17 protein-coding genes are annotated in these 20,176 nt (G+C 62.5%); 12 read left to right on the top strand and 5 right to left on the bottom strand.

Going from position 1 to position 20,176, the window contains the following annotated elements:
• The first annotated feature begins 11 nt into the window (after window positions 1-11).
• The 3 genes from ACFSOZ_RS25200 to ACFSOZ_RS25190 all read left to right on the top strand — a co-directional run bounded on the left by ACFSOZ_RS25200 (window position 12) and on the right by ACFSOZ_RS25190 (window position 2,995).
• Entirely contained in the window at window positions 12-1,139 is a 1,128-nt protein-coding gene (locus tag ACFSOZ_RS25200) for an S-(hydroxymethyl)glutathione dehydrogenase/class III alcohol dehydrogenase (RefSeq protein ID WP_379102305.1), read from the top strand.
• Window positions 1,140-1,291: 152 nt separating this feature from the next.
• Window positions 1,292-2,146: an S-formylglutathione hydrolase gene (gene fghA, locus ACFSOZ_RS25195; protein ID WP_379102303.1), complete on the top strand. Its 855-nt coding sequence runs from the start codon at window positions 1,292-1,294 to the stop codon at window positions 2,144-2,146.
• Between the two features lie 120 nt (window positions 2,147-2,266).
• Complete coding sequence (locus ACFSOZ_RS25190; RefSeq protein WP_379102301.1) at window positions 2,267-2,995, top strand: FCD domain-containing protein; 729 nt, start codon at window positions 2,267-2,269, stop codon at window positions 2,993-2,995.
• A gap of 152 nt (window positions 2,996-3,147) precedes the next feature.
• On the opposite strand, the gene ACFSOZ_RS25185 is transcribed toward ACFSOZ_RS25190, so the two are convergent.
• Both ACFSOZ_RS25185 and ACFSOZ_RS25180 read right to left on the bottom strand, forming a co-directional pair.
• A complete protein-coding gene (locus tag ACFSOZ_RS25185) occupies window positions 3,148-3,735 on the bottom strand; it encodes a YceI family protein (protein WP_379102299.1) in 588 nt (195 codons plus the stop codon).
• Window positions 3,736-3,778: 43 nt separating this feature from the next.
• Window positions 3,779-4,642 carry a hypothetical protein gene (locus tag ACFSOZ_RS25180; protein ID WP_379102297.1) on the bottom strand — a complete coding sequence of 288 codons (864 nt, stop codon included), beginning with the start codon at window positions 4,640-4,642 and terminating at the stop codon, window positions 3,779-3,781.
• Between the two features lie 274 nt (window positions 4,643-4,916).
• Here ACFSOZ_RS25180 and ACFSOZ_RS25175 point away from each other — a divergent pair, with 274 nt between their 5' ends.
• Window positions 4,917-5,843: an ABC transporter substrate-binding protein gene (locus tag ACFSOZ_RS25175; RefSeq protein ID WP_379102296.1), complete on the top strand. Its 927-nt coding sequence runs from the start codon at window positions 4,917-4,919 to the stop codon at window positions 5,841-5,843.
• Window positions 5,844-6,099: 256 nt separating this feature from the next.
• Here the strand turns inward: ACFSOZ_RS25175 and ACFSOZ_RS25170 are convergent, their stop codons facing one another.
• Entirely contained in the window at window positions 6,100-7,482 is a 1,383-nt protein-coding gene (locus tag ACFSOZ_RS25170) for an aminomethyl transferase family protein (protein WP_379102294.1), read from the bottom strand.
• A 462-nt stretch (window positions 7,483-7,944) separates the two neighbouring features.
• Window positions 7,945-8,850 (bottom strand): LysR family transcriptional regulator, encoded by a 906-nt coding sequence (locus tag ACFSOZ_RS25165; RefSeq protein ID WP_379102292.1) that lies wholly within the window; start codon window positions 8,848-8,850, stop codon window positions 7,945-7,947.
• Window positions 8,851-8,959: 109 nt separating this feature from the next.
• On the opposite strand from ACFSOZ_RS25165, the gene ACFSOZ_RS25160 reads away from it, so the two are divergent.
• The 4 genes from ACFSOZ_RS25160 to ACFSOZ_RS25145 are packed head-to-tail and all read left to right on the top strand — an operon-like array spanning window position 8,960 to window position 12,858.
• On the top strand, window positions 8,960-9,280 hold the full coding sequence (locus ACFSOZ_RS25160; RefSeq protein WP_379102289.1) for a (2Fe-2S)-binding protein: 321 nt from the start codon (window positions 8,960-8,962) through the stop codon (window positions 9,278-9,280).
• A complete protein-coding gene (locus tag ACFSOZ_RS25155) occupies window positions 9,262-10,647 on the top strand; it encodes an FAD/NAD(P)-dependent oxidoreductase (RefSeq protein WP_379102287.1) in 1,386 nt (461 codons plus the stop codon). The genes ACFSOZ_RS25160 and ACFSOZ_RS25155 overlap by 19 nt, the downstream gene beginning before the upstream one ends.
• The gene (locus ACFSOZ_RS25150) at window positions 10,644-11,795 is read left to right on the top strand and encodes an NAD(P)/FAD-dependent oxidoreductase (RefSeq protein WP_379102285.1); all 1,152 of its coding nucleotides are present in this window, start codon (window positions 10,644-10,646) and stop codon (window positions 11,793-11,795) included. The genes ACFSOZ_RS25155 and ACFSOZ_RS25150 overlap by 4 nt, the downstream gene beginning before the upstream one ends.
• 22 nt (window positions 11,796-11,817) lie before the next feature.
• The gene (locus ACFSOZ_RS25145; protein ID WP_379102282.1) at window positions 11,818-12,858 is read left to right on the top strand and encodes a membrane dipeptidase; all 1,041 of its coding nucleotides are present in this window, start codon (window positions 11,818-11,820) and stop codon (window positions 12,856-12,858) included.
• Between the two features lie 53 nt (window positions 12,859-12,911).
• Here ACFSOZ_RS25145 and ACFSOZ_RS25140 read toward each other — a convergent pair whose 3' ends face one another.
• The gene (locus ACFSOZ_RS25140; RefSeq protein WP_379102279.1) at window positions 12,912-13,865 is read right to left on the bottom strand and encodes a LysR substrate-binding domain-containing protein; all 954 of its coding nucleotides are present in this window, start codon (window positions 13,863-13,865) and stop codon (window positions 12,912-12,914) included.
• 381 nt (window positions 13,866-14,246) lie between these two features.
• Between ACFSOZ_RS25140 and ACFSOZ_RS25135 the strand changes: the two genes are divergently transcribed.
• The 4 genes from ACFSOZ_RS25135 to ACFSOZ_RS25120 all read left to right on the top strand — a co-directional run bounded on the left by ACFSOZ_RS25135 (window position 14,247) and on the right by ACFSOZ_RS25120 (window position 20,159).
• Complete coding sequence (locus tag ACFSOZ_RS25135; protein ID WP_379102277.1) at window positions 14,247-16,304, top strand: oxidoreductase; 2,058 nt, start codon at window positions 14,247-14,249, stop codon at window positions 16,302-16,304.
• A 293-nt stretch (window positions 16,305-16,597) separates the two neighbouring features.
• Complete coding sequence (locus ACFSOZ_RS25130; protein WP_379102274.1) at window positions 16,598-17,320, top strand: HAD-IA family hydrolase; 723 nt, start codon at window positions 16,598-16,600, stop codon at window positions 17,318-17,320.
• A gap of 210 nt (window positions 17,321-17,530) precedes the next feature.
• Window positions 17,531-19,144, top strand: a complete 1,614-nt coding sequence (locus ACFSOZ_RS25125) for an ABC transporter substrate-binding protein (protein ID WP_379102272.1) — start codon at window positions 17,531-17,533, stop codon at window positions 19,142-19,144.
• Window positions 19,145-19,211: 67 nt separating this feature from the next.
• Entirely contained in the window at window positions 19,212-20,159 is a 948-nt protein-coding gene (locus tag ACFSOZ_RS25120) for an ABC transporter permease (RefSeq protein ID WP_379102270.1), read from the top strand.
• The last annotated feature ends 17 nt before the right edge of the window (window positions 20,160-20,176 follow it).

Below are 20,176 nucleotides of genomic sequence, written 5' to 3'. Positions count from 1 at the left end.
GGAGAACACGCATGAAAACCCGCGCCGCAGTCGCTGTCGCCGCCGGAAAGCCGCTGGAGATCATGGAGGTCGACCTCGACGGTCCGCGCGACGGCGAGGTGCTGGTCGAGATCAAGGCGACCGGCATCTGCCACACCGACGAGTTCACGCTGTCGGGCGCCGATCCAGAGGGCCTGTTTCCGGCCATCCTCGGCCATGAGGGCGCCGGCGTTGTCGTCGATGTCGGCAAGGGCGTCACTAGCGTCAAGAAGGGCGACCACGTCATCCCGCTCTATACGCCGGAATGCCGGCAGTGCCCGTCCTGCCTGTCGAGGAAGACCAATCTGTGCACGGCGATCCGCGCCACGCAGGGCCAGGGCCTGATGCCCGATGGTTCGTCGCGCTTCTCGATCGGCAAGGACAAGATCTTTCACTATATGGGCTGTTCGACCTTCTCCAACTTCACCGTGCTGCCCGAGATCGCGCTGGCCAAGGTCAATCCCGACGCCCCCTTCGACAAGATCTGCTACATCGGCTGCGGCGTCACCACCGGCATCGGTGCGGTCATCAACACGGCCAAGGTCGAGCAAGGCGCGACCGCCGTCGTGTTCGGCCTCGGCGGCATCGGCCTCAATGTCATCCAGGGCCTGAAGCTTGCCGGCGCCGACATGATCATCGGCGTCGACTTGAACAACGACAAGAAGGCCTGGGGCGAGAAGTTCGGCATGACGCATTTCGTCAATCCGAAGGAGATCGACGGCGATGTCGTGCCCCACCTCGTCAACATGACCAAGCGCGGCGCCGACCAGATCGGCGGCGCCGACTACACCTTCGACTGCACCGGTAGCACCAAGGTGATGCGGCAGGCGCTGGAAGCCTCGCATCGCGGCTGGGGCAAGTCGGTCGTCATCGGCGTCGCCGGCGCCGGCCAGGAGATCTCGACGCGGCCGTTCCAGCTGGTCACCGGGCGCACCTGGATGGGCACCGCCTTTGGCGGCGCACGCGGCCGCACAGACGTGCCGAAGATCGTCGACTGGTACATGGACGGCAAGATCCAGATCGACCCGATGATCACCCACACGCTGAAGCTCGAGGACATCAACAAGGGGTTTGACCTCATGCATGCCGGTGAGAGCATTCGCAGCGTCGTCGTCTACTGATCGGTATGAGCCACACGCCGCGCTGAAAGCTCTGTGCTCCAAAATGCGGTGCTTCTCCAGGATCGGCGGAAGCCGCGCGGGCATGCTTGCTGCGATCACAACCGCTGCGGTAGATACATCGGCATGATTGGCGTTTGGCGAAGAAGGAACACATGCCAGAACAGATGAAACTGATTTCCGCCGCCAAATCACACGGCGGTGTCCAAGGTGTCTATTCCCACGCTTCGGATGCCTGCGCCTGCGAAATGACGTTTGCTGTTTTCGTGCCGCCACAGGCGGCGCAAGGTCCGCTGCCGGTCGTCTGGTACCTGTCAGGATTGACCTGCACCCATGCCAACGTGATGGACAAGGGCGATTACAGGCGTATGGCCGCTGAACTTGGCCTGATCGTCGTTTGCCCCGATACCAGCCCGCGCGGGGCCGACGTTCCGGATGAAAAAGACAACTGGCAGTTCGGCTGCGGCGCAGGCTTCTATGTCGATGCGACGCAGAAGCCCTACGCCGGGAACTATCGCATGTATTCTTATGTCACCGAGGAATTGCCGGCGCTGATCGCACGGGAATTTCCCGCCGACATGACGCGCCAGGCGATCTTCGGCCATTCGATGGGCGGGCATGGCGCGCTGACGATTGCGCTCAGGAATCCCGCCCGCTTCCGAAGCTGCTCGGCGTTCGCGCCGATCGTGCAGCCGACCACTGCCGGCTGGTCGCGGCCGGCGTTCGAAAAGTATCTCGGCGCCGACGAAGTGGCATGGCGCGGGCATGACGCCTGCGCGCTCGTAGAGGACGGTGCGCGCTTCCCGGAATTCCTGGTCGACCAGGGCACGGCCGATGGATTTCTGCAGGACGGTCTGCGGCCATGGCTGTTCCAGGAGGCGTGCGACCGGGCGGGCACCAAGCTCGCCCTGCGCATGCAGGAGGGCTACGATCATTCCTACTTCTTCATTTCGACCTTCATGGACGACCATCTGCGCTGGCATGCCGAGAGGCTGCTGCCCGACGGCTAAGACCATACGCCCTGTTTTTCACCCGTCGGATGGCGAGTGCCCGCCCACTCAGGGCGAGCGGTTTGATTATTTCGAAAATCCACAGTAATCTCCGCGCTAATTCAATGCGGAGTCGTATGCATGGGCAACACCCTCAGGCCTGCCGGAGAGACACGCGCCGGGGATGTGTTGGCGCGCATGCGGAGCGACATCATCAGCTGCGCCTTGAAGCCGGGAACCAAGCTGCGCTTCGAAACGCTGAAGGAGCTGTATGAAGTAAGCTTCTCCACCTTGCGCGAGGCCCTCTCGCGGCTGGTGGCCGAAGGCCTGGTTGTCGCGGAGGGGCAGCGCGGTTTCCTGGTCGCGCCGGTCTCGCTGTTTGATCTCAACGATCTGACGGATGTCCGCGTGCTCATCGAAAGGCAGTGCATCGGGCTGGCGATCGGTCGTGGTGACGATCGCTGGGAGGCGGACATCATGGCCAACTTTCATCGGATGGATCGCCTGCAAAGTCGGCTCGGCGCGAGCTACTATCTCTCCGACGACTGGGCTGCGTTGCACAGTGCCTTCCACCTTTCCCTGGTCGTTGCATGCGGCTCGCCGAACCTGCTCGAAATCCGGCAGAAGCTCTTCGAGCGCGCCCACCGCTACCGCAGGATGTCCTCGCAGTTTCGCCCGCAATGGCGCGCCAAGGACGTCGAGCACAAGATGATCATGGATCGGGTCATCGCCCGTGACACGGCCACGGCCCAGGATCTGATCGAGCGGCATATCCGCGAGACGACCGAGAATGTCATCGCTCATGCAAGCCACCTTTTTGCGCAAGGTGGCGATGCTTTCAGGCGGGCGGATCCCGTGGCGGCGGAATAGGCCACGGAAAGTTTCACGGGGCGCGCGATACGCCCGAGAATTTCTCAATTGGCTGGAAGGAGGCGGACCGCACCGCTGCGCTGCGCTTTCCGCCATTGCGCGGAATCGAGGTTCCCCGCAGGCCTGCTGCCTGCGGGGAAAGTATCGCTGGTTTACGAACGGGCACGCCCTTCAACTTGAACAACGAGGCTCACCTCGTCGCCGATCATTCCAAGCGCGGCCTTCATGCCGAAGTCGCTGCGTTTGATCGAAGTGCGGGCGCTGAAGCCGACGACATGGCTCTTGTCCCACGGGTTTTGGCCTTCCTTGTTGAAGGTGACGTCCAGCGTGACGGGTTTCGTGACGCCGGCGATCGTCAGATCGCCGGTGATCGTGCCGGACTTGGTGTCGGCCGCCTTGAATTCGTGTCCGACAAAGGTGATCTGCGGGAACTCCGTTGCATTGAACCAGTCCGCGCCCTGGATGTCGCTGTCCCGCTGGCTGTTGTTGGTCGAGATGCCGGCAACTTTCACCGCAACCTCCAGGCTGCTTTCCGTCGCCTTCGTCGCGTCGAACTGGAACGAGCCCGAGAATTCCGTCGCGATTCCGATCACCTGCGAGAAGCCGAGATGGTCGATGAAGAAAGCGATGCCTGAATGCACGGGATCGATATCGAATGTCCCGGCCGCTGCCCTTTCGGCGGTCAGCGGCAGCCAGGCGATGCTGGCGGCAAGCAAGGTGGTGCGCAGTAACTTCGACATGGTTATTTCCTCCCTTTTGATGGTTCCGACAGTCCCTCCCGGGTCATACCGGGAAGCTTGAGCCATACCGTGCGATCACAGTCGCCAGGGATGCGCCGACAGGCAGCAGGCACATCCCGACAAATGCGGCGATTCGGACGACTTTGTTCGTGGCGCGGACCCGGCGCAGAACCGGATCGACGACGAAAGGCGTGACAAAGACCAAAGTGAGCACGGCCAGCGCCAGCATGTCGGTCTTGCGTGTGATGAGCGTGACGGTTTGCGCGACCGCAATCATTCCTCCTGCTCCTCCAAGGAGGGATACGGAGCGAAATCCGAAATTCGGATTTGAGATGTTGGCGGCGACAATGGCCGCGATGGCGGCTGCAAAAAATAGGCTGAGCTGGAAGCTGGTGGACGATGCTCCCAGCAACGCGATCGGTGCGAATCCGACGCATGCCGTGCCGAGCAGGGCGGAGCGTCTTGTGCCGGATTCGTCCTCGGCGTTGCCCGCCCCACGGGAAAGGCCATACATCACCAGCAGGCCCCATAGCGCGGCCACCGCCACGTCCAGGAGCGCATCGGGCAGCCGAGCCGTTCCGATATACGCTGCGGACGCGACCGGCTGGGCAAGGACGAATGCGCGACCGAGCCCGCCTCGGCCGGCGGCCTCGGCCAGGACACCAAGCGCCGTTCCGATCAAAGCCACGTAGAAGATCTTGTTGACCGCGCCTGCTGGCGGAAAGGCCGGCACCTTGTTGTAGGCGAGCCAATAGACGACCAGGAAAGCGGCCGGCACCAGGAGGTCCGTCCAGACCCGCCCGGCGCGGAACCAGCGCAGCAGTCCAGCAGCGACAAGCGCTAGCAAACCCGCCGCAACCATGCCTAGGATCAGCGCTTCTTGTGGCGATCGCGCCATGCCGATCATATCAGCAGTCCGTCAGTGCTTCGAACTGCCGGCCGCGGATGCCGGCGATACTCCTGGCAATGGGCATACGTCCTCCCTCCCGGCTTGATGTTGCATCAGCCGATTCACCGATCGATGTGTTGACATACCGGCTGTTCTTTAGATACCAATGCGTATCTCAAGCTGATATGCCTGTCAATGTGGATGGGGCCAAGGTCGCAGCACCAAACCACATCTCGCCAAGCAGATGAGCAAGCCGGTGCCTGCACCGGACGTTTCAAGGGAGGATATCCTTATGACCGATTTGGAGCCTGTCGGCCTCACGGATCTTCGGCTCGCGGGCGGCGCGCAGGGGTTCAACTGGCTTCCTGTCTTCGTTGCCGACGAACAGGGCCTGTTCGACAAGCACGGCGTCCGGATCGTCTACAAGCGGATGGGCAGCGTCGAAAAGGCTACCGCAGCCGTTCTCGAGGGCGAAGCGGACCTGGCGATCACACCGCCGGAAGGCGCCGTCGCCGACTTCGTCAGGGGAGGAGAGCTGCGTATCGTGGCGGCGAACGCGGTGCGCCTGCCGATGTCCATTGTCGCGCGCCCAGACATTGGGTCGCTTTCCGAATTGAGGGGCAAGAAGGTCGGCACGTCCTCGCTGACGGAGGGCACCGCGATCTACACGCAGATCATGCTGGCCGCGGAAGGGCTGCACTATCCCGGCGACTACGAGTTTGCCTTGGCCGGCATTCACACCAAGAGGTGGGAGGCGCTGCAGGCAGGCGAAATCGACTGCGCTCCGCAGCCTGCGCCGTGGAATTTCCTCGCGCAGGACATGGGCTACAACCTGCTGGGCGAGGTCTGCGCCGCTATCCCCGAGATCGTTTTCACCGCCATCATCGGAAAGGCTTCCTGGCTCGGCGCGAACCGCGATGTGGTGACCAGCTTCCTCAAGGCGCTGATCGAGGCGCATACGGTCACCAATGATGCGGCCAACCATGGCACCACCCTGCCGATCTTCCAGCGCATCACCACGCCCGATAGTGAATCCCTGGCGCGACGGGGGTTGGAATACATGCGTGGCATGGGCATGTGGCCGCAAGGCCTTGCCGTGCCAGACAAGGCGCTGAAGACGACGATCGACTTGATGGTCAGGGCGAACCTGCTTGACAAGTCGAAGCGCGACGCGGCTGAAGGCGTCTTCGACAGGCGCTATCTGGAGGGCGCCACCTGATCACCGGCGGTCATATGTGATCGACTGTTCATGGCGACGGCGGGGCAGGGGCTGGGGGCGACAACGCCCGGGCTGTTCTTTCAGCGAAGCGCCAGAAGATACTCTCACTCATCCGTCCAGGGCTCGCGGGAGCTCTGGACACAACATCGCTTCCGCAGCCTCGATATCGAGGCCGCGGACCAAGGGAACCTGGACATGGCTGGCAGGCCAGCAGCCGGCGGCTCGATCCGCGCCCGTGCCGACTTCGGTCAGCCGGTCAGTGCATGCCGGTCTTGATGACCTTTTCGAAGTAGGGTGCCGGCGCGACCTTCGCCCGGATCTCGCGAAGCTGGTGCTTCTCCACCGTGTTGCGGCGCGACTCCGGCTCGCCCCACACAAGCGTCACCTCGGTTCCCGGTTGTGCATGCTCGAGGTCGACAAGCCCCAGCGAGATGAAGCGGTTGGCGTTCGCCGTGAAAGACGGCCAGGTCGAGATGCCCGCAACCCTGTCCTTCTTCATGACGGCATCGACCTGGAACGTCGCGTACATGGGCATCGGCATGTTGAGAAATTTGGCGGGGGTGCCGTTGGCCGGGAAGATGGAGTCCTGCATCACAGCGGCCGCATCCTGGTCGTCCCACTCAAGCGTCACCTTCGTGCGGCGCTGATGGTTCGCCCTCTCGAGCAAGGCATCACGGCCGATGAAATCGCGACCAAAATCGATCACGTTCCTGTAGCCGAGTTCGATCGGATCGACGTAGTAGTCCGTGATGTCGTCCGACACGAAACTGCCGCCGAGTGAGGCGACCGCCTCCAGGAAGTAGCCGTTCAGCCACTCGCGGTACGGCTTCATGTCGTCGCTGTGGTAGATGGCCGGCAGCGGCATCGGCACCCAGCCGGATTCCTGCGGGGTGGTCGAGTAGGCAAGGGCGCCGATCTTGCGCAGCCCATATTTCTCGCCGGTCTTCTCCAGCGCTTCGCGCACCGCCTGCTGGTCGTCCCAGGCTCCGTATATCTCGAAGCCCGGTTCGCCGGCCATGCCATGCCTCAGGGCGCGGACAGCTTTGCCGGCGATCTTGAACTCGCCGATGTTGAAGAACTTGATCTCTGGCAGGCCGCCGCCGCTCACCTCGCGCATCAGCGCAAGGGCGTTCGGCCCCTGGATCTGGACGCGGAACACCTCGCGCGTGCCGGAGCGGATCGAGAAGTTGTCATCCTTTTTCGCCTCTACGTCGTAATTGCTCTTCTCCGCGTTGTAGAGCACCCAATCGCTGGCGAAGGGAGCGCCGACGATGCGGAAGAAATCGTCGGCCTCCCGGAAGATGATGGCGTCGGCAATGTAGAATCCGTCATGGCCTGCCAGCACGAGCTGTTTGGCGCGCAGGACAGGGAACGGGTCGAACTTGTTGACCGCGATCTCCGAAAGAAAGGGGATGACCTGCGACCCGCGCAGGTGCAGTTCAGTCATGTGGTAGGACTGCTCGAGCAGCGCGCAGCTATCCTTCCACGCACGCACTTCGTCGCGCCAGTTCGTGAACTCGGGCGGAATGACCGGGAAGCGGTAGGGCCCGAGGTTGGAGCCGCGGAGCAGGTTTACGGGTCCTCCCGCCGCTGTCAGGATGCTCTCAAGGCTCTTCGGTACGTCATTCGTCGTTGCCATGTCGGTTCCTCCATTTGTCTTTCGTGTCACTTGGCTTCCGGCAAACCGCCCTGGGCCTCGGCAAGTTCAGTGGAGAACAATGCCTCGTCCGCCCTCCTGCGGCGGCGTCCGACGCAACCATCCGTCACGGCGCCAGGACGACGCTCGCTTTGCGCGGTCCGTGCGAAAAAGCCAAAAATCCTCCCGATGAGCGTCATCTAAGCTGGCTGGATCCAGTCCGGGCCTGTGCGGCTTTCAGGGGCAGAATTCAGGGCTTGGAAACTAACTCAGATGCCAAAAAGTATCCAAAAACTAAAAGGAATGTCAACCCGCGATTTCCCTACGCTCGAGGGTAATGTCGCCGGTGCGGACAATGACACCCTTCCAAGCGTTATTGCCGTCAGTCACCGAACAGGACATGCATTGCCATCGACGCGTGGCAGGTTGTTCAAGTCAGGACGCTGCAGCGGCGCGGTTCGCCGACTAGGCGTGTGTCGGATTGCCGCGGCCCAGATCGTGGATCGCGGCTTGGATGTCGCGGGCAAATTCGCGCCCAAAGCGCGATTGCGGCAGTGTGGTGCTTGTCACCAGTACGATGTCGAGCGCCGAGCGGGGCTGGAACGGCAGCACCTTCAGATTGCCGAGTTTTGCCCAGGGAACCAGCCCGTCCACCAGCGCGACCCCGAGCCCAGCCGATACCAGAGGTGCAGCTGCGATCGACAGGCTTATTTCAATCTGCGGGTCGCAGACGCATCCCTGCTCCTGAAACACGCGTGCAAGCATCTGGCCGGCAGGTGTGTTCATGCCGTAGCTGATCAAGGTCTGGTCCGACAGATCGGCCGGTGTCACGGCTTTAAGGGTCGCGAGCGGCGATTCCGGCAGCACCAGGGCGACGATATCGGCCGCGCCAACAACCTCGCTGCGGATCTGCGGCTCGCGCAGGGTGGTCATGGTCAGGCCAAGATCGATGTCGCCGATCAGGATGCGCTCGGCAATCTCTTCCGCGGGAAGCGTCTGAAGGACCAGGCGAGCCCCGGGATTGCGCCGCCGGAAGCGTCGGGTGGCGGCCGGCAGCAGCGCGAAGGTGGGCGGGGCGCTGGCGGCGACGCGAAGCAGGCTCAACTGCTTGTCGCGGATTCGATCCGAATAGATCTTCAGCGTTTCGATCTCGCGGAAAATCCGGTCGGCGTCGCGAAACAGCAGATGCGCCTCCGGCGTGGCCACCAGGCGGCCGCCTATGCGTTCGAACAGCTTGTAGCCGATCAGAGTTTCGAAATGGCGCAACACCTTGCTTACGGCGGGTTGGGAAACATTCAAGGCCGCGGCCGCCGCGGTGAGCGAGTTGTGGCGCATGATGGCTCGGAAGACTTCGAGATGCCTGGCGTTCATGACTCATCATAACCAAAAGTTCTGGATGACAAAACACATAGTATTGGCGGCGGGCGCGGCGGACTGAAAAGATCGTGGGGTGGCAGACAGATCCAAAGGAGGATCGCCCGTGACCTCAAACGAAAGCGGCCGTTTCCAACGCCTTGGCGAGGAAGGCAGGCCGAGGCTCGTCTTCTCGATCGACGGCCAGCCGGCAGAAGGCTGCAAGGGCGATACGCTGCTGGTGGCGATGCTCATGCAGATCCGTCACCTCAGGAGCTCCGAATTCGGCGACGGCGATCGTGCCGGCTTCTGTCTGATGGGTGCCTGCCAGGATTGCTGGGTATGGACCGACACAGGCGAGCGCTTGCGCGCCTGCACCACGCCGCTTGCCGCGGGCATGCGCATTGCCACCAAAGCTCCGGAGCAGGCATGGCCGACCCTCGCATAGTGATTGTCGGCGCCGGTCCGGCGGGTGTGCGTGCCGCCGAGACGCTGGTTGCGGCCGGGCTTCGCCCGATCGTGATCGACGAGGGCAGCCGTGACGGTGGCCAGATCTACCGCCGCCAGCCGGAAGGTTTTCGCCGCCCCTACGCCGCACTTTATGGGTCGGAAGCCGGCCGTGCCGAGGATCTGCATCGCAGTTTCGATGCCTTGCATGATCGCATCGATTATCGGCCTGAGACCCTAGCCTGGGGAATATGGGAAAAGCAGCTGCATCTCCTTCAGGGGTCCCGAACCAGCGAGGTCGATTTCGATGCGCTGATCGTCGCCTCGGGAGCAACCGACCGCCTGATGCCGGTGCGGGGCTGGAACCGGGCCGGTGTCTACAGCCTGGGTGCTGCGCAAATTGCGTTGAAATCGCAGGCCACCGCGATCGGCAAGCGCGTCGTGTTCATGGGAAGCGGACCGCTGCTCAATCTCGTGGCGGCGCAATATTCGAAAGCGGGCGCCGTGGTGGCCGCGGTGCTCGATACCTCGCCTTTCCACCTGCGGGTCAAGGCACTGTCCAGGCTGATCGCCCGCCCGGATGTCCTGCTGAAGGGGCTGGCCCTCACCTTGAAGCTTCGCCGCGCCGGCATCGAGATCCAAACCGGGATCACACCTGTCGAGATCGAAGGCCGGCCTGAGATAGGCGTCGAGACGATCCGCTTCCGCACCAGCAAAGGGCAAGCCCGGACGATCGCCTGCGACGCCGTCGCGCTCGGCTATCATTTGCGCCCTGAGACGCAACTGGCGGACCTCGCCCGCTGCGAGTTCCGTTTCGATGCGCAGACACGCCAGTTCTTTCCGGTAAAGGACGCCGACGGCCGCAGCAGCGTTGCCGGTGTCTATCTGGCCGGCGATGGCGCCTTGACGCTCGGCGCCGACGCTGCCGAGGCTGCAGGGCACCTGGCCGCACTGGCCGTTCTGTCCGATCACGGACGTCAGGTGGAGACCAGCCAGGTCACTCGTCTTCGCCACCGCATGCGCCTGTTTGAGCGATTTCGGCGCGGCATCGCCGCCGCTTTTCCATGGCCGGCAAGCGCTGCCGCAATGCTCAGCGACGATACGGTGGTGTGCCGCTGCGAGAACATCAGCGCGGGTGAACTGCGTGCCGCCGTCTCCGGCAATGGCGCCGTCGAGGTCAATCGCGCGAAGGCCTTCAGCCGTGTCGGCATGGGCCGATGCCAGGGCCGCTATTGCGGGCATGCCGCGGCCGAAGTGATCGCCGCTTGTGCCGGTATTCCGGTTGAAGCGGTGGGCCGCATCCGCGCCCAGGCGCCGGTCAAGCCCCTTGTCATCGGTGCCGAGAGCGACACGGAGCAAGCAGCATGAAGCCGTTGCAGGCCGATGTGATTGTCATTGGCGGCGGCCTGATGGGAACGGCCGCGGCGTTCTTCCTGCGCCGGCGCGGGCGTTCGGTCATCCTGCTCGAACAGGGGCTGGTCGGCCAGCAGGCAAGCGGCGTCAATTTTGGCAATGTGCGGCGGCAGGGACGCTTCCTGCCGCAACTCCCGCTCGCCAATCGTTCACGCGAAATCTGGGGCAGGCTGAAGGATTTGCTTGGCGAAGATGCCGAGTTCCTGGCGACCGGCCATATCCGCGTCTGTTACGATCCCGGGCAGATCGGCGTGATCGAAGCCTATGCGCAAAAGGCCCGCGACTACGGCCTCGACCTGGAGCTGTTGAACGCCAATTCCCTCAAGGCGCGCTTCGGCTTTTTCGGACCGGAGGCGATCGCAGGCTCCTATTCGCCGAACGACGGCCATGCGAATCCACGACTTGCGGCACCCGCCTTCGGGCGCGCTGCCGCTCGGGCCGGCGTTGCCGTGTTCGAGAACACCGAGATCGTCTCGATCGCCAAGTCGGGGGACGATTTCCAGGCGACTGCGGCGGACGGCAGGGTGTTCAGCGCACCAATTGCACTGGTTACCGCCGGAGCCTGGGGTGGGGCCCTGTCCCGGCAGTTCGAAGAGCCGGTTCCCATCGCCGTGCACGGACCGCAAATGGCGGTGACGGAGCCGCTGCCGTATCGCCTCAAACCGGTGATCGGCGTATCGACTGCAATTCCGCAAGAGGTCGTCTATCTGCGCCAGGTCGAGCGCGGCAATATCGTCTTCGGTGGCGGCACGCGCGGTCCGGCTTTTGCCGACATAAGACGCGCCTATGCGGTGCCGGGTCATCTCGGCAACCAGCTTCGGCAGGTCCGTCGCCTGGTGCCGGCGCTCGCCAACATGCGGGTCATACGCACCTGGAGCGGCATCGAGAGCTACCTGCCTGACGATATTCCCATCATGGGGCCCAGCGCTCGGGTATCCGGGCTCTATTACGCCTTCGGCTTTTGCGGCCATGGTTTCCAGCTCGGCCCCGGGGTCGGCGACGTGATGGCCGAGCTGATCGACCGGGGCTCCACCACGACGCCGATCGAGCCATTCCACATCAAGCGGTTTGCGGTCGAGGCCGCCCGCTCGGTTTCAGCCTGAATTGATCAAGGAGAAAATAGAGATGTCAGTTGTATCGGCCGTCCGCCCGGCCACCGGGCAAGCCAGCGAAGAGACGCGGCGCTTCCACGATGAAATATTCGTCTTCGACGCGCTGTCCATCGCCTATGTGCTCGAGGACAAATATGCCGAACGAACGCTGGCCGGCGGCGTCAATGCAACCAATGTCACCTTCGCCCTGGAGGAGAATTGGGATGTCGTGATGCGCAATGCGGAGCGCTATCTGTCGATGATCGAGAAGAGCGCCTACCTGAAACTGTGCCTGACGGCCGACGACATGCTGGCGGCGAAGCAGGCCGGCAAGCTTGGCGTGGTTTTCGGCACCCAGGGCGCGACCATGCTGGACGACCAGCTTTGGCGGCTGGAATTGCTGACCAGAATGGGGCTGCGCGTGCTCGGCCTTGCCTACACGACAGCCAACATCTTTGGCGATGGATGCGGTGAACGGCGCGATGCCGGTCTCAGCTATCTTGGCGAGGAACTGGTGGCGCTGGCCAACTCCTTGCCGTTGATGATCGACCTGTCGCATTGTGGCCATCGTACGCGCGCCGAGACCACCGCGTTGGCCCGGGCGCCGGTCTGCACGCATTCCAATGCCGACGGGCTGCGGTCGAACGGGCGCAACACCGAAGACGCCACCGTCAAGGCGATGGCCGAGAAGGGCGGCATGATCGGCGTCTGCGGTCTGCCGCAATCGCTGGCTGACGGCACCCCGACGCTGGAAGATTTCCTCGACCACGTCGATCACCTGGTCCGGCTGGTCGGCCCCGAGCATGTCGGCATCGGCGTCGACTATGTCGAGAAATACCAGGAGCAGGCGTCGGTCGTCGCGCCTCCGAGCGTCGTCACCTGGCGCACCCGCCGCCCCGACATCTTCGGCCCGCTTTCGAGCTTTGGCCGGCAATCCTATCCGGTCGGCATCGAGACGGTCACCAAACTGCCGAACCTGACGCAGGGCCTTCTCGACCGCGGCTACGATCGCGAACAGACGGCAGCGATCATGGGCGGCAACTGGCTGAAGACCTTTCGCCACTTCTGCGGATGATCCCGGGACAAGCGCTGCCGGCGCGGGACGCCGCGACATGGCGGCGGGCGATGTCAGTTGTGCGTGGCTGCCGATTGAAGCAGGGGTTGGAGCGCGTGGACGTCTGCCATCATTTGCGATCTCAACCAGTCGGCGATTTCCGCCACAACAGGCCGAAGGGGCCTCGAACGGGGAGCGATCAGGCGGTGATGGCGCCCCGTGTTGATGAGGCGATCCGATGCCGGAACCAACATCCCCTTCAGCAGTGCGGTCGAGGTGACACTGAGCCAGCCAAACGCAACGCCTTCGCCGTTGAGAGCGGCCTGAAGGATGACCGCGTAGTCGGAGAACTCCAGCCATGTCCCCCTGGCGGTCTTGCGGTTCGCCACGTTTCCCCAGATGTCGGCCCATTGCTGCAAATGGTGATCGGTAAGATGCAAGAAGACGTGGCCTTCGCCGTCGCCATCATGATCAAGCTTGCCATGGGTGCGAAGGTAGGAAGGACTGCATACCGGAAGGATGATTTCCGGTGAAAAGTCCCACCGGTGATACTGAGTATCGTCATCGCCAACGATCCGTGTCCCCAGGTCGACATTGTCCGGCATGCCGCGCATGACGCCCGCAATCAAATCAAAGCGCAGATCAACGTTCGGAAACGTGGCGTTGAAAGCTCCCAACCTCGACACCAGCCAATGGGTGACGAATGAGCTTGAGAGTGACAGGGTCACCAGTGGTTTGCTGGCTTTCTTCTGGTCCTGGATCATCAAAATGGTGTCGCGAACCTGGCTGAGCCCCTCACGGACGGCCGCGTAGAGGACCCGGCCGTCATCGGTGAGAGCAAGCCCTGTCGGGCCGCGATCGAACAGCCGCATCCCCAATTCGGCTTCGAACTGGGCGATGGTTCGGCTGATGGAAGGCTGGGTAACATTGAACTCACGGGCAGTGATGGTGAAGCTGCCGGTTCGTGCCGCGGCCTCGAAAACAAACAGGCCTCTCGCCGAGGGGATGAGCTTGGAAAATGCCACCATGGATCCCTGTTGTCCCACGTTGCAAACGTCTTCGGGCTGGCACACCAGCGCGAGCGTCTTTAGAGGTGAGGGGCATACGTTTTTCATATGCCCTGACGCAAATCATATAACCGAAAATTGAAACGCAACAGCGCAGATCCGGTGATCTGCGTATGGGAATCTGGCGCTGTTTGCGAAACGCCGCGACGCGCAACAGGTGACTGGAGAACCATGGGCATAACCACAGCGTATATGGCCATGTGCTTTTTCAAGCTTCTGAACCGTTCTGAAATGTACAACTATGGTTGAAGCGGCGGTGTTCGAGCGGCTCGCAGCCCGCGCTCGAACGGCCCGGTAACTGCCGGCCCGGGCGGAGCAAGCCGTGAATGCAGGGCGACGCGAATGAACCACCTCACGGAAGGCCAGACCCCGGGGACAAGCGCCGACCCGCTTCTCAGCCCGTTCCGGATCAAGAAGCTGGAGTTCCGCAACCGCGTGATCAGCACCAGCCACGCCTCGATGCTGGATGAAGGCGGGATGCCGCTGGAGCGATATCAACGCTACCACGAAGAGAAGGCGCGCGGCGGTCTCGCCATGACGATGATCGGCGGCTCGGCCATGACCTCTGCGGACTCGAGCTGGGGCGGCGGGCAGCTCAATCTGTCCAGCGACGAGATCATTCCGCATCTGCAGTCCCTGGCGCGACGCATCCATCAACATGGTGCGGCCGTGATGTCGCAGGTCTCGCATCTGGGCAGGCGGGCAACGGCCTATGCGGGGAACTGGCTGCCCGCGGTTGCCCCGTCGCGGATCCGCGAGACGCGCAACCGGAACTTTCCAAAGGAAATGGACGAGGCGGATATCCGGCGCATCATCAGGGATTACGCCTCTGCCGCTGTCCGGTGCCGTGAAGGCGGCCTCGATGGTGTCGAGACCGTAACGGGTGGCCATCTGATCGGTCAGTTTCTCTCGCCGAGGACGAACAAGCGCACCGACGCTTATGGCGGTTCTGTCGGGAACAGGGCGCGATTTGGCCTGATGGTTCACGAGGCGATCCGCAAGGCTGTCGGCGACGGCATGATTGTCGGCATTCGTTTCGCGATCGATGAGGGCACCGACGAAGGCTCGGACTTCGACGATTGTCTCGAGCTTGCCCGCCTGTTCGAGACGGAAGGGCACGTAGATTTCTTCAACTGCATCTACGGGCGCATGGATACGGATCTGGTGTTGGCCGAGCACAACATGCCGGGCATGTTCCAGCGCAGTGCCCCGTTCCTGTCGCAAGTCGCAAACTTCCGGAGAGAGACGAGACTTCCCCTGCTTCATGCGGCGGGCATCAGGGACGTGGCGACCGCTCGCCATGCGATCCAGGAGAATATCGTCGACCTGATCGGCATGACGCGGGCGCACATCGCCGACCCGGATATCGTCAACAAGATCCTGCGCGGTGAAGAAGAGCGGATCCGTCCATGCGTTGGCGCCACCTACTGCCTCTACAAGAAGGTGAACTGCATCCACAATCCGGTGAGCGGTCGAGAGACCACGCTGAGTTCCACGATCGATCGCGCCGCCAGCCTCAAGAGGGTCGTTGTCGTGGGTGGTGGGCCAGCAGGCCTGGAGGCAGCCAGAGTATCCGCCGAGCGGGGACATCTTGTCATCCTGTTCGAGGCGGGCGCGAAACTTGGCGGGCAGATCCTGGTCGCGGCGTCGGCGACCGAGCGAAGGGATCTGCTCGGTATCGTCGACTGGCGGGCAAACGAGCTTGAACGCCTCGGTGTCGATGTTCGCCTGAATACATATGCCGACGCCGATACTGTGCTTGCTGAAGGTCCGGATGTCATTGTGGTGGCAACCGGCGGTGTTCCCGACCTGGAATGGCTGGAAGGGGCCGAGCTCTGCGACAGTGTCTGGGACCTGCTGACCGGTACGGTATCCAGCAAGGACGATATCCTCATCTATGACGGGACCGGGCGCCAGGCGGCACCGTCCTGTGCCCTTCATCTTGCCAGACAGGGCAAGTCGGTCAGTCTCGCGACCCCCGATGACGCCGTGGCGGTGGAGATGCCTTATCCCGAAAAGGCCAGCTTCCGCAAACGCATCTCGGAACTCGGCATTCGGACGATGGTGGACGTCAGGCTCACCAAGGTGGCCCGCCAGGGCAACGGCTTGACGGCAATCTTCCGCAACGAGTTGACGGACACGGAAACGACCTTTGCCGCCTCGCAGGTGGTCATCGAAAACGGGACCATTCCGGCGGAAGAAATTTTCCAGGATCTGAGGTCCAGGTCTGCAAACGATGGGGTATCGGCTGCGTTCCTTGTCAATGGCAATCAGGATGATTTCGTAGAAGAACATCAGATGCGTGGAAAGTTCAATCTATATCGTATTGGTGACGCGGTCTCCAGTCGGGATATATATTCATCGATTTACGACGCTTATCGATTGTGCGCGGAAATTTAAGCTTAAATCGTACTGACGATTGCTCGATCGTTCAGCAAGAATGGAGACAAAATGTCAAGATCATCGGATTTCCACAACGCTCCTGGCTCGATCGACGGCGACAGATTGGCTGAGAACATCGTTGCCGTTTCGGCGGTGATCGCTGGACGGCAACGGAGCAAGCCAGCGCCGCGCAATATTGCGACTTCGCGGCCAGTTCAGAATTCTCTGCCGTGAAAGCCCGTCTGTTCAGCCATTCCAACCGTCCGGATGCCATAAGCTCGGAAAAATAGCAGCCCCTCGGAAAAAGGCGCATGCACGTGAAAAAAGACTTCAAAGTGCTGACCTTCGATGTCGTCGGAACCTTGATCGATTTCGAAACGGGTATCGCCAGCTATGTACGGGGCGTCGCCGAAAAGGCGGGACTGTCCGTCGATGGCGAAACGGTTCTGACCGCCTACCGCAAGGCGCGTGCCATGCCTGGTGCCGGCCTGTTTCCGGACGATCTCGCCCGCTGCTACCTCGAAATCGCTCGGGCGCTCGGCCTGCCGGCTACGGATGAGGCGGCGCAAGGCCTGCGCCAATCCGTGAAGGACTGGCCGGCCTTCGCAGATTCGGTCGAGGCGCTTGCCCGCTTGCACAAGCGGTTCAAGCTGGTCACCATGACCAACGCTCAGAACTGGGCATTGGCGCATTTTTCGCAAACACTTGGCAATCCGTTCGATCTCACCGTCACGGTAGACGATGTCGGCCTGGAAAAGCCCAATCCGCAATTCTTCGCCTTTGCCCGCGGCCGCATCAGCGCCTGGGGTTTCGGCCTGAAGGACATCCTGCATGTGGCGCAGAGCCAGTATCACGATATCGGCGTGGCTCGCGAGCTTGGCTATACCGTCTGCTGGATCGAGCGGCGCAAGGGCATGAAGGGGTTTGGCGGCACGCTCGAACCTGCCAGGCTGACGGTGCCCGACCACCATTTCTCGACACTTGCCGAACTGGCCGATGCGGTCGACGAGGACCGCCTGGATCGCGTCGCCTGAATACGCCTGCGGTACCCGCGTCCGCTCAAACGGCGGCGCCAAGATCATAACAAGACCAAAGAAACCAACAGGGGAAAAGGAATGGGAATGATGGGAAGACAGCCACACTGAATGTCATCGCCTGAGGTGCCTTCGGGCGCTTGAAATGAACCAGAATGGTCTCCGGTGCGTGCCAAGCCTGGCCGGCCGGCTCAACGAAAGGCTGACACGATGAAACCCGATTTTGACAAGATTTTGCGCCCGGCCGACACCGCCCGGATCGAAAGCGCCATCCGCCACGGCGCCACGCGACGCGAGCTCCTCGGCATGCTTCTGGCTGGCGGCATGGGAGCCGCACTGGCCGGCTCGGTGCTGGGCTCTGCCACAAAGGCCTATGCCGACACGCCGAAGAAGGGCGGCAGCATCCGTGCTGCCGGCTACTCGAGCGGCACGACCGACACGCTCGATCCGGCCAAACAATCACTGTCCACCGATTATGTGCGCTGCACCAGCTTCTACAACGGGCTTACCAGCCTCGATGACAAGTTGTCGCCGCAAATGGACCTGGCTGAGAGCTTCGACACCAAGGATTCCGTCACCTGGACCGTCAAGCTGCGCAAAGGCGTGACTTTCCATGACGGTTCGACCTTCGGCCCGGACGACGTCGTCTATTCGCTCAGCCGGCACAAGGATCCGGCCGTAGGGTCGAAGGCCAAGTCGCTCGCCGACCAGATCGGCGAGGTCAAGAAGAGCGGAGACAACGAGGTCACCATCGTCCTGACCGGGCCGAACGCTGATCTTCCCGTCATCCTCGGCACGTTCCACTTCCTGATCGTCAAGGCGGGCACGACCGACTTCACCACCGCCAACGGCACCGGCGCTTTCAAGTGCAAGGAGTTCCAGCCCGGCGTGCATTCCGTCGCCGTGCGCAACGAGAACTACTGGAAAGGCACCGGACCCTATCTGGACCAGGTCGAGTTCTTCGCCATTCCCGACGAGAACGCCCGCGTCAATGCCTTGCTGTCCGGCGACGTCGCGCTGATCGGGTCGATCAATCCGCGCTCGACGCAGCTGATCAAGCAGGCCGGCAGTTTCGACCTCCTGACGACAACGGCGGGCAACTATACCGACTTGAACATGCGGCTCGACACCGCGCCGGGCAGCGATCCGAATTTCGTCGAGGCGATCAAGCTGCTGCTCGACCGCGAGCAGATCAAGACGGCGATCTACCGCGGCTACGCCGAGGTCGCCAACGACCAGCCGGTGCCGCCGACGAACCGCTTCTACAATGCCGACCTGCCGCAGCGTGCCTACGACCCCGACAAGGCCAAGTCGCTGCTTGCCAAGTCGTCGCTGGCAGGCACCAGGATCCCGGTCGTTGCTTCGACGGCCGCCGACCAGTCCATCGACATGGCGGTGCTGCTGCAGCAGTCCGCGGCCCAGATCGGCCTCGATCTCGATATCCAGAAGGTCCCTGCGGACGGCTACTGGTCGAACTACTGGCTGAAGGCGCCCATCTGTTTCGGCAACATCAATCCCCGTCCGACCGCCGATATCCTGTTCTCGCTGCTCTACACATCGAACGCCCCCTGGAATGAATCGCATTGGAAGAGCGAGCGTTTCGACAAGATCCTCGTCGAGGCCCGCAAGGAACGCGACGACGCCAAGCGCAAGGAGATGTACGGCGAACTGCAGAAGATGGCGCACGAGGAGAGCGGCGTCGCGATCCCGGTCTTCATCAGCAACATCGACGCTCACAGCTCCAAGCTGAAGGGGCTGAAGCCGATGGCCACCGGTGGTATGATGGGCTTTGCGTTTTCGGAAAACGTCTGGCTCGAAGGCTGACGCCGCCGACCTGGCGCGGGTGGCTCGCCACCCGCGCTCCGCCCGCATTCCGCTGGAGTTGCACGGCATGATAACGCGCATGATCCTGACCCGCCTCGGCGTGGCCCTGCTGACGCTGCTGATCGTTTCGGTGGTCGTCTTCGTGGCGACCAATATGCTGCCGGGCGACGTGGCGCAGATCGTCCTGGGTCAGGCCGCTACGCCTGAAGCGGTCGCCGGCCTGCGCAAAGCCATGCATCTCGATCAGCCTGCCGTGCTTCGCTACATTATCTGGCTGGGCGGGATGATGACGGGTAATCCCGGCACGTCGCTGGTCAACGACATTCCGATCGTCACGCTGATCGGCGGCCGCCTTCACAATACGCTGCTGCTTGCCGGCGTCACCGCTGCCTTCTCCGTTCCGATCGCCCTTGCCTTGGGGATCACCGCGGCGATGTGGCGAAACACGCTCTATGATCGGCTCGTCAGCTTTGCCACGATCGCGGTCGTCTCGGTGCCGGAATTCATGGTTGCAACCATTGCCGTGCTGATCTTTGCCGTGCGCTTGCACTGGTTTCCGGCACTTTCCTTCGCCAACGACGTCCACTCGCTGGGCGAATTGCTGCGTGTCTTCGCAATGCCGGTCATCAGCCTGAGCTTCGTCGTCTCGGCGCAGATGATCCGCATGACCCGCGCCGCCTTGATCGACACGCTCGGCCAGCCGTTCGTCGAGATGGCGACGCTCAAGGGCGCCGGCCGGGTTCGTGCGGTGCTGACGCACGCGCTGCCCAATGCGATCGGCCCGATCGCCAATGCCGTCGCGCTCAGCCTGTCGTACCTGCTTGGCGGCGTCATCATCGTCGAGACCATCTTCAACTACCCGGGCATCGCCAAGCTGATGGTGGACGGGGTTGCCACCCGCGACATGCCTCTCATTCAAACCTGCGCGATGATCTTCTGCTTCGGCTATCTCGCCCTCGTCACCGTAGCCGACATATGCGCGATCCTCGCCAACCCGCGTCTGCGATACAAATGACCAAGCACACCGATACC

It is taken from the genome of Mesorhizobium newzealandense, assembly GCF_042682145.1.
GTDB lineage: Bacteria > Pseudomonadota > Alphaproteobacteria > Rhizobiales > Rhizobiaceae > Mesorhizobium > Mesorhizobium newzealandense.
This window is presented reverse-complemented; position numbering and strand designations above follow the sequence as displayed.

Excerpts from the sequence above, each read along its gene's own strand:
- ACFSOZ_RS25140 (WP_379102279.1), bottom strand. The coding sequence starts at position 13,865 with ATGGTGGCATTTTCCAAGCTCATCCCCTCGGCGAGAGGCCTGTTTGTT.
- ACFSOZ_RS25150 (WP_379102285.1), top strand. The coding sequence starts at position 10,644 with ATGAAGCCGTTGCAGGCCGATGTGATTGTCATTGGCGGCGGCCTGATG.
- ACFSOZ_RS25125 (WP_379102272.1), top strand. The coding sequence starts at position 17,531 with ATGAAACCCGATTTTGACAAGATTTTGCGCCCGGCCGACACCGCCCGG.
- ACFSOZ_RS25180 (WP_379102297.1), bottom strand. The coding sequence starts at position 4,642 with ATGATCGGCATGGCGCGATCGCCACAAGAAGCGCTGATCCTAGGCATG.
- ACFSOZ_RS25185 (WP_379102299.1), bottom strand. The coding sequence starts at position 3,735 with ATGTCGAAGTTACTGCGCACCACCTTGCTTGCCGCCAGCATCGCCTGG.
- ACFSOZ_RS25170 (WP_379102294.1), bottom strand. The coding sequence starts at position 7,482 with ATGGCAACGACGAATGACGTACCGAAGAGCCTTGAGAGCATCCTGACA.
- ACFSOZ_RS25155 (WP_379102287.1), top strand. The coding sequence starts at position 9,262 with ATGGCCGACCCTCGCATAGTGATTGTCGGCGCCGGTCCGGCGGGTGTG.
- ACFSOZ_RS25145 (WP_379102282.1), top strand. The coding sequence starts at position 11,818 with ATGTCAGTTGTATCGGCCGTCCGCCCGGCCACCGGGCAAGCCAGCGAA.
- ACFSOZ_RS25175 (WP_379102296.1), top strand. The coding sequence starts at position 4,917 with ATGACCGATTTGGAGCCTGTCGGCCTCACGGATCTTCGGCTCGCGGGC.
- fghA (WP_379102303.1), top strand. The coding sequence starts at position 1,292 with ATGCCAGAACAGATGAAACTGATTTCCGCCGCCAAATCACACGGCGGT.
- ACFSOZ_RS25200 (WP_379102305.1), top strand. The coding sequence starts at position 12 with ATGAAAACCCGCGCCGCAGTCGCTGTCGCCGCCGGAAAGCCGCTGGAG.
- ACFSOZ_RS25135 (WP_379102277.1), top strand. The coding sequence starts at position 14,247 with ATGAACCACCTCACGGAAGGCCAGACCCCGGGGACAAGCGCCGACCCG.
- ACFSOZ_RS25190 (WP_379102301.1), top strand. The coding sequence starts at position 2,267 with ATGGGCAACACCCTCAGGCCTGCCGGAGAGACACGCGCCGGGGATGTG.
- ACFSOZ_RS25165 (WP_379102292.1), bottom strand. The coding sequence starts at position 8,850 with ATGAACGCCAGGCATCTCGAAGTCTTCCGAGCCATCATGCGCCACAAC.
- ACFSOZ_RS25120 (WP_379102270.1), top strand. The coding sequence starts at position 19,212 with ATGATAACGCGCATGATCCTGACCCGCCTCGGCGTGGCCCTGCTGACG.
- ACFSOZ_RS25130 (WP_379102274.1), top strand. The coding sequence starts at position 16,598 with ATGCACGTGAAAAAAGACTTCAAAGTGCTGACCTTCGATGTCGTCGGA.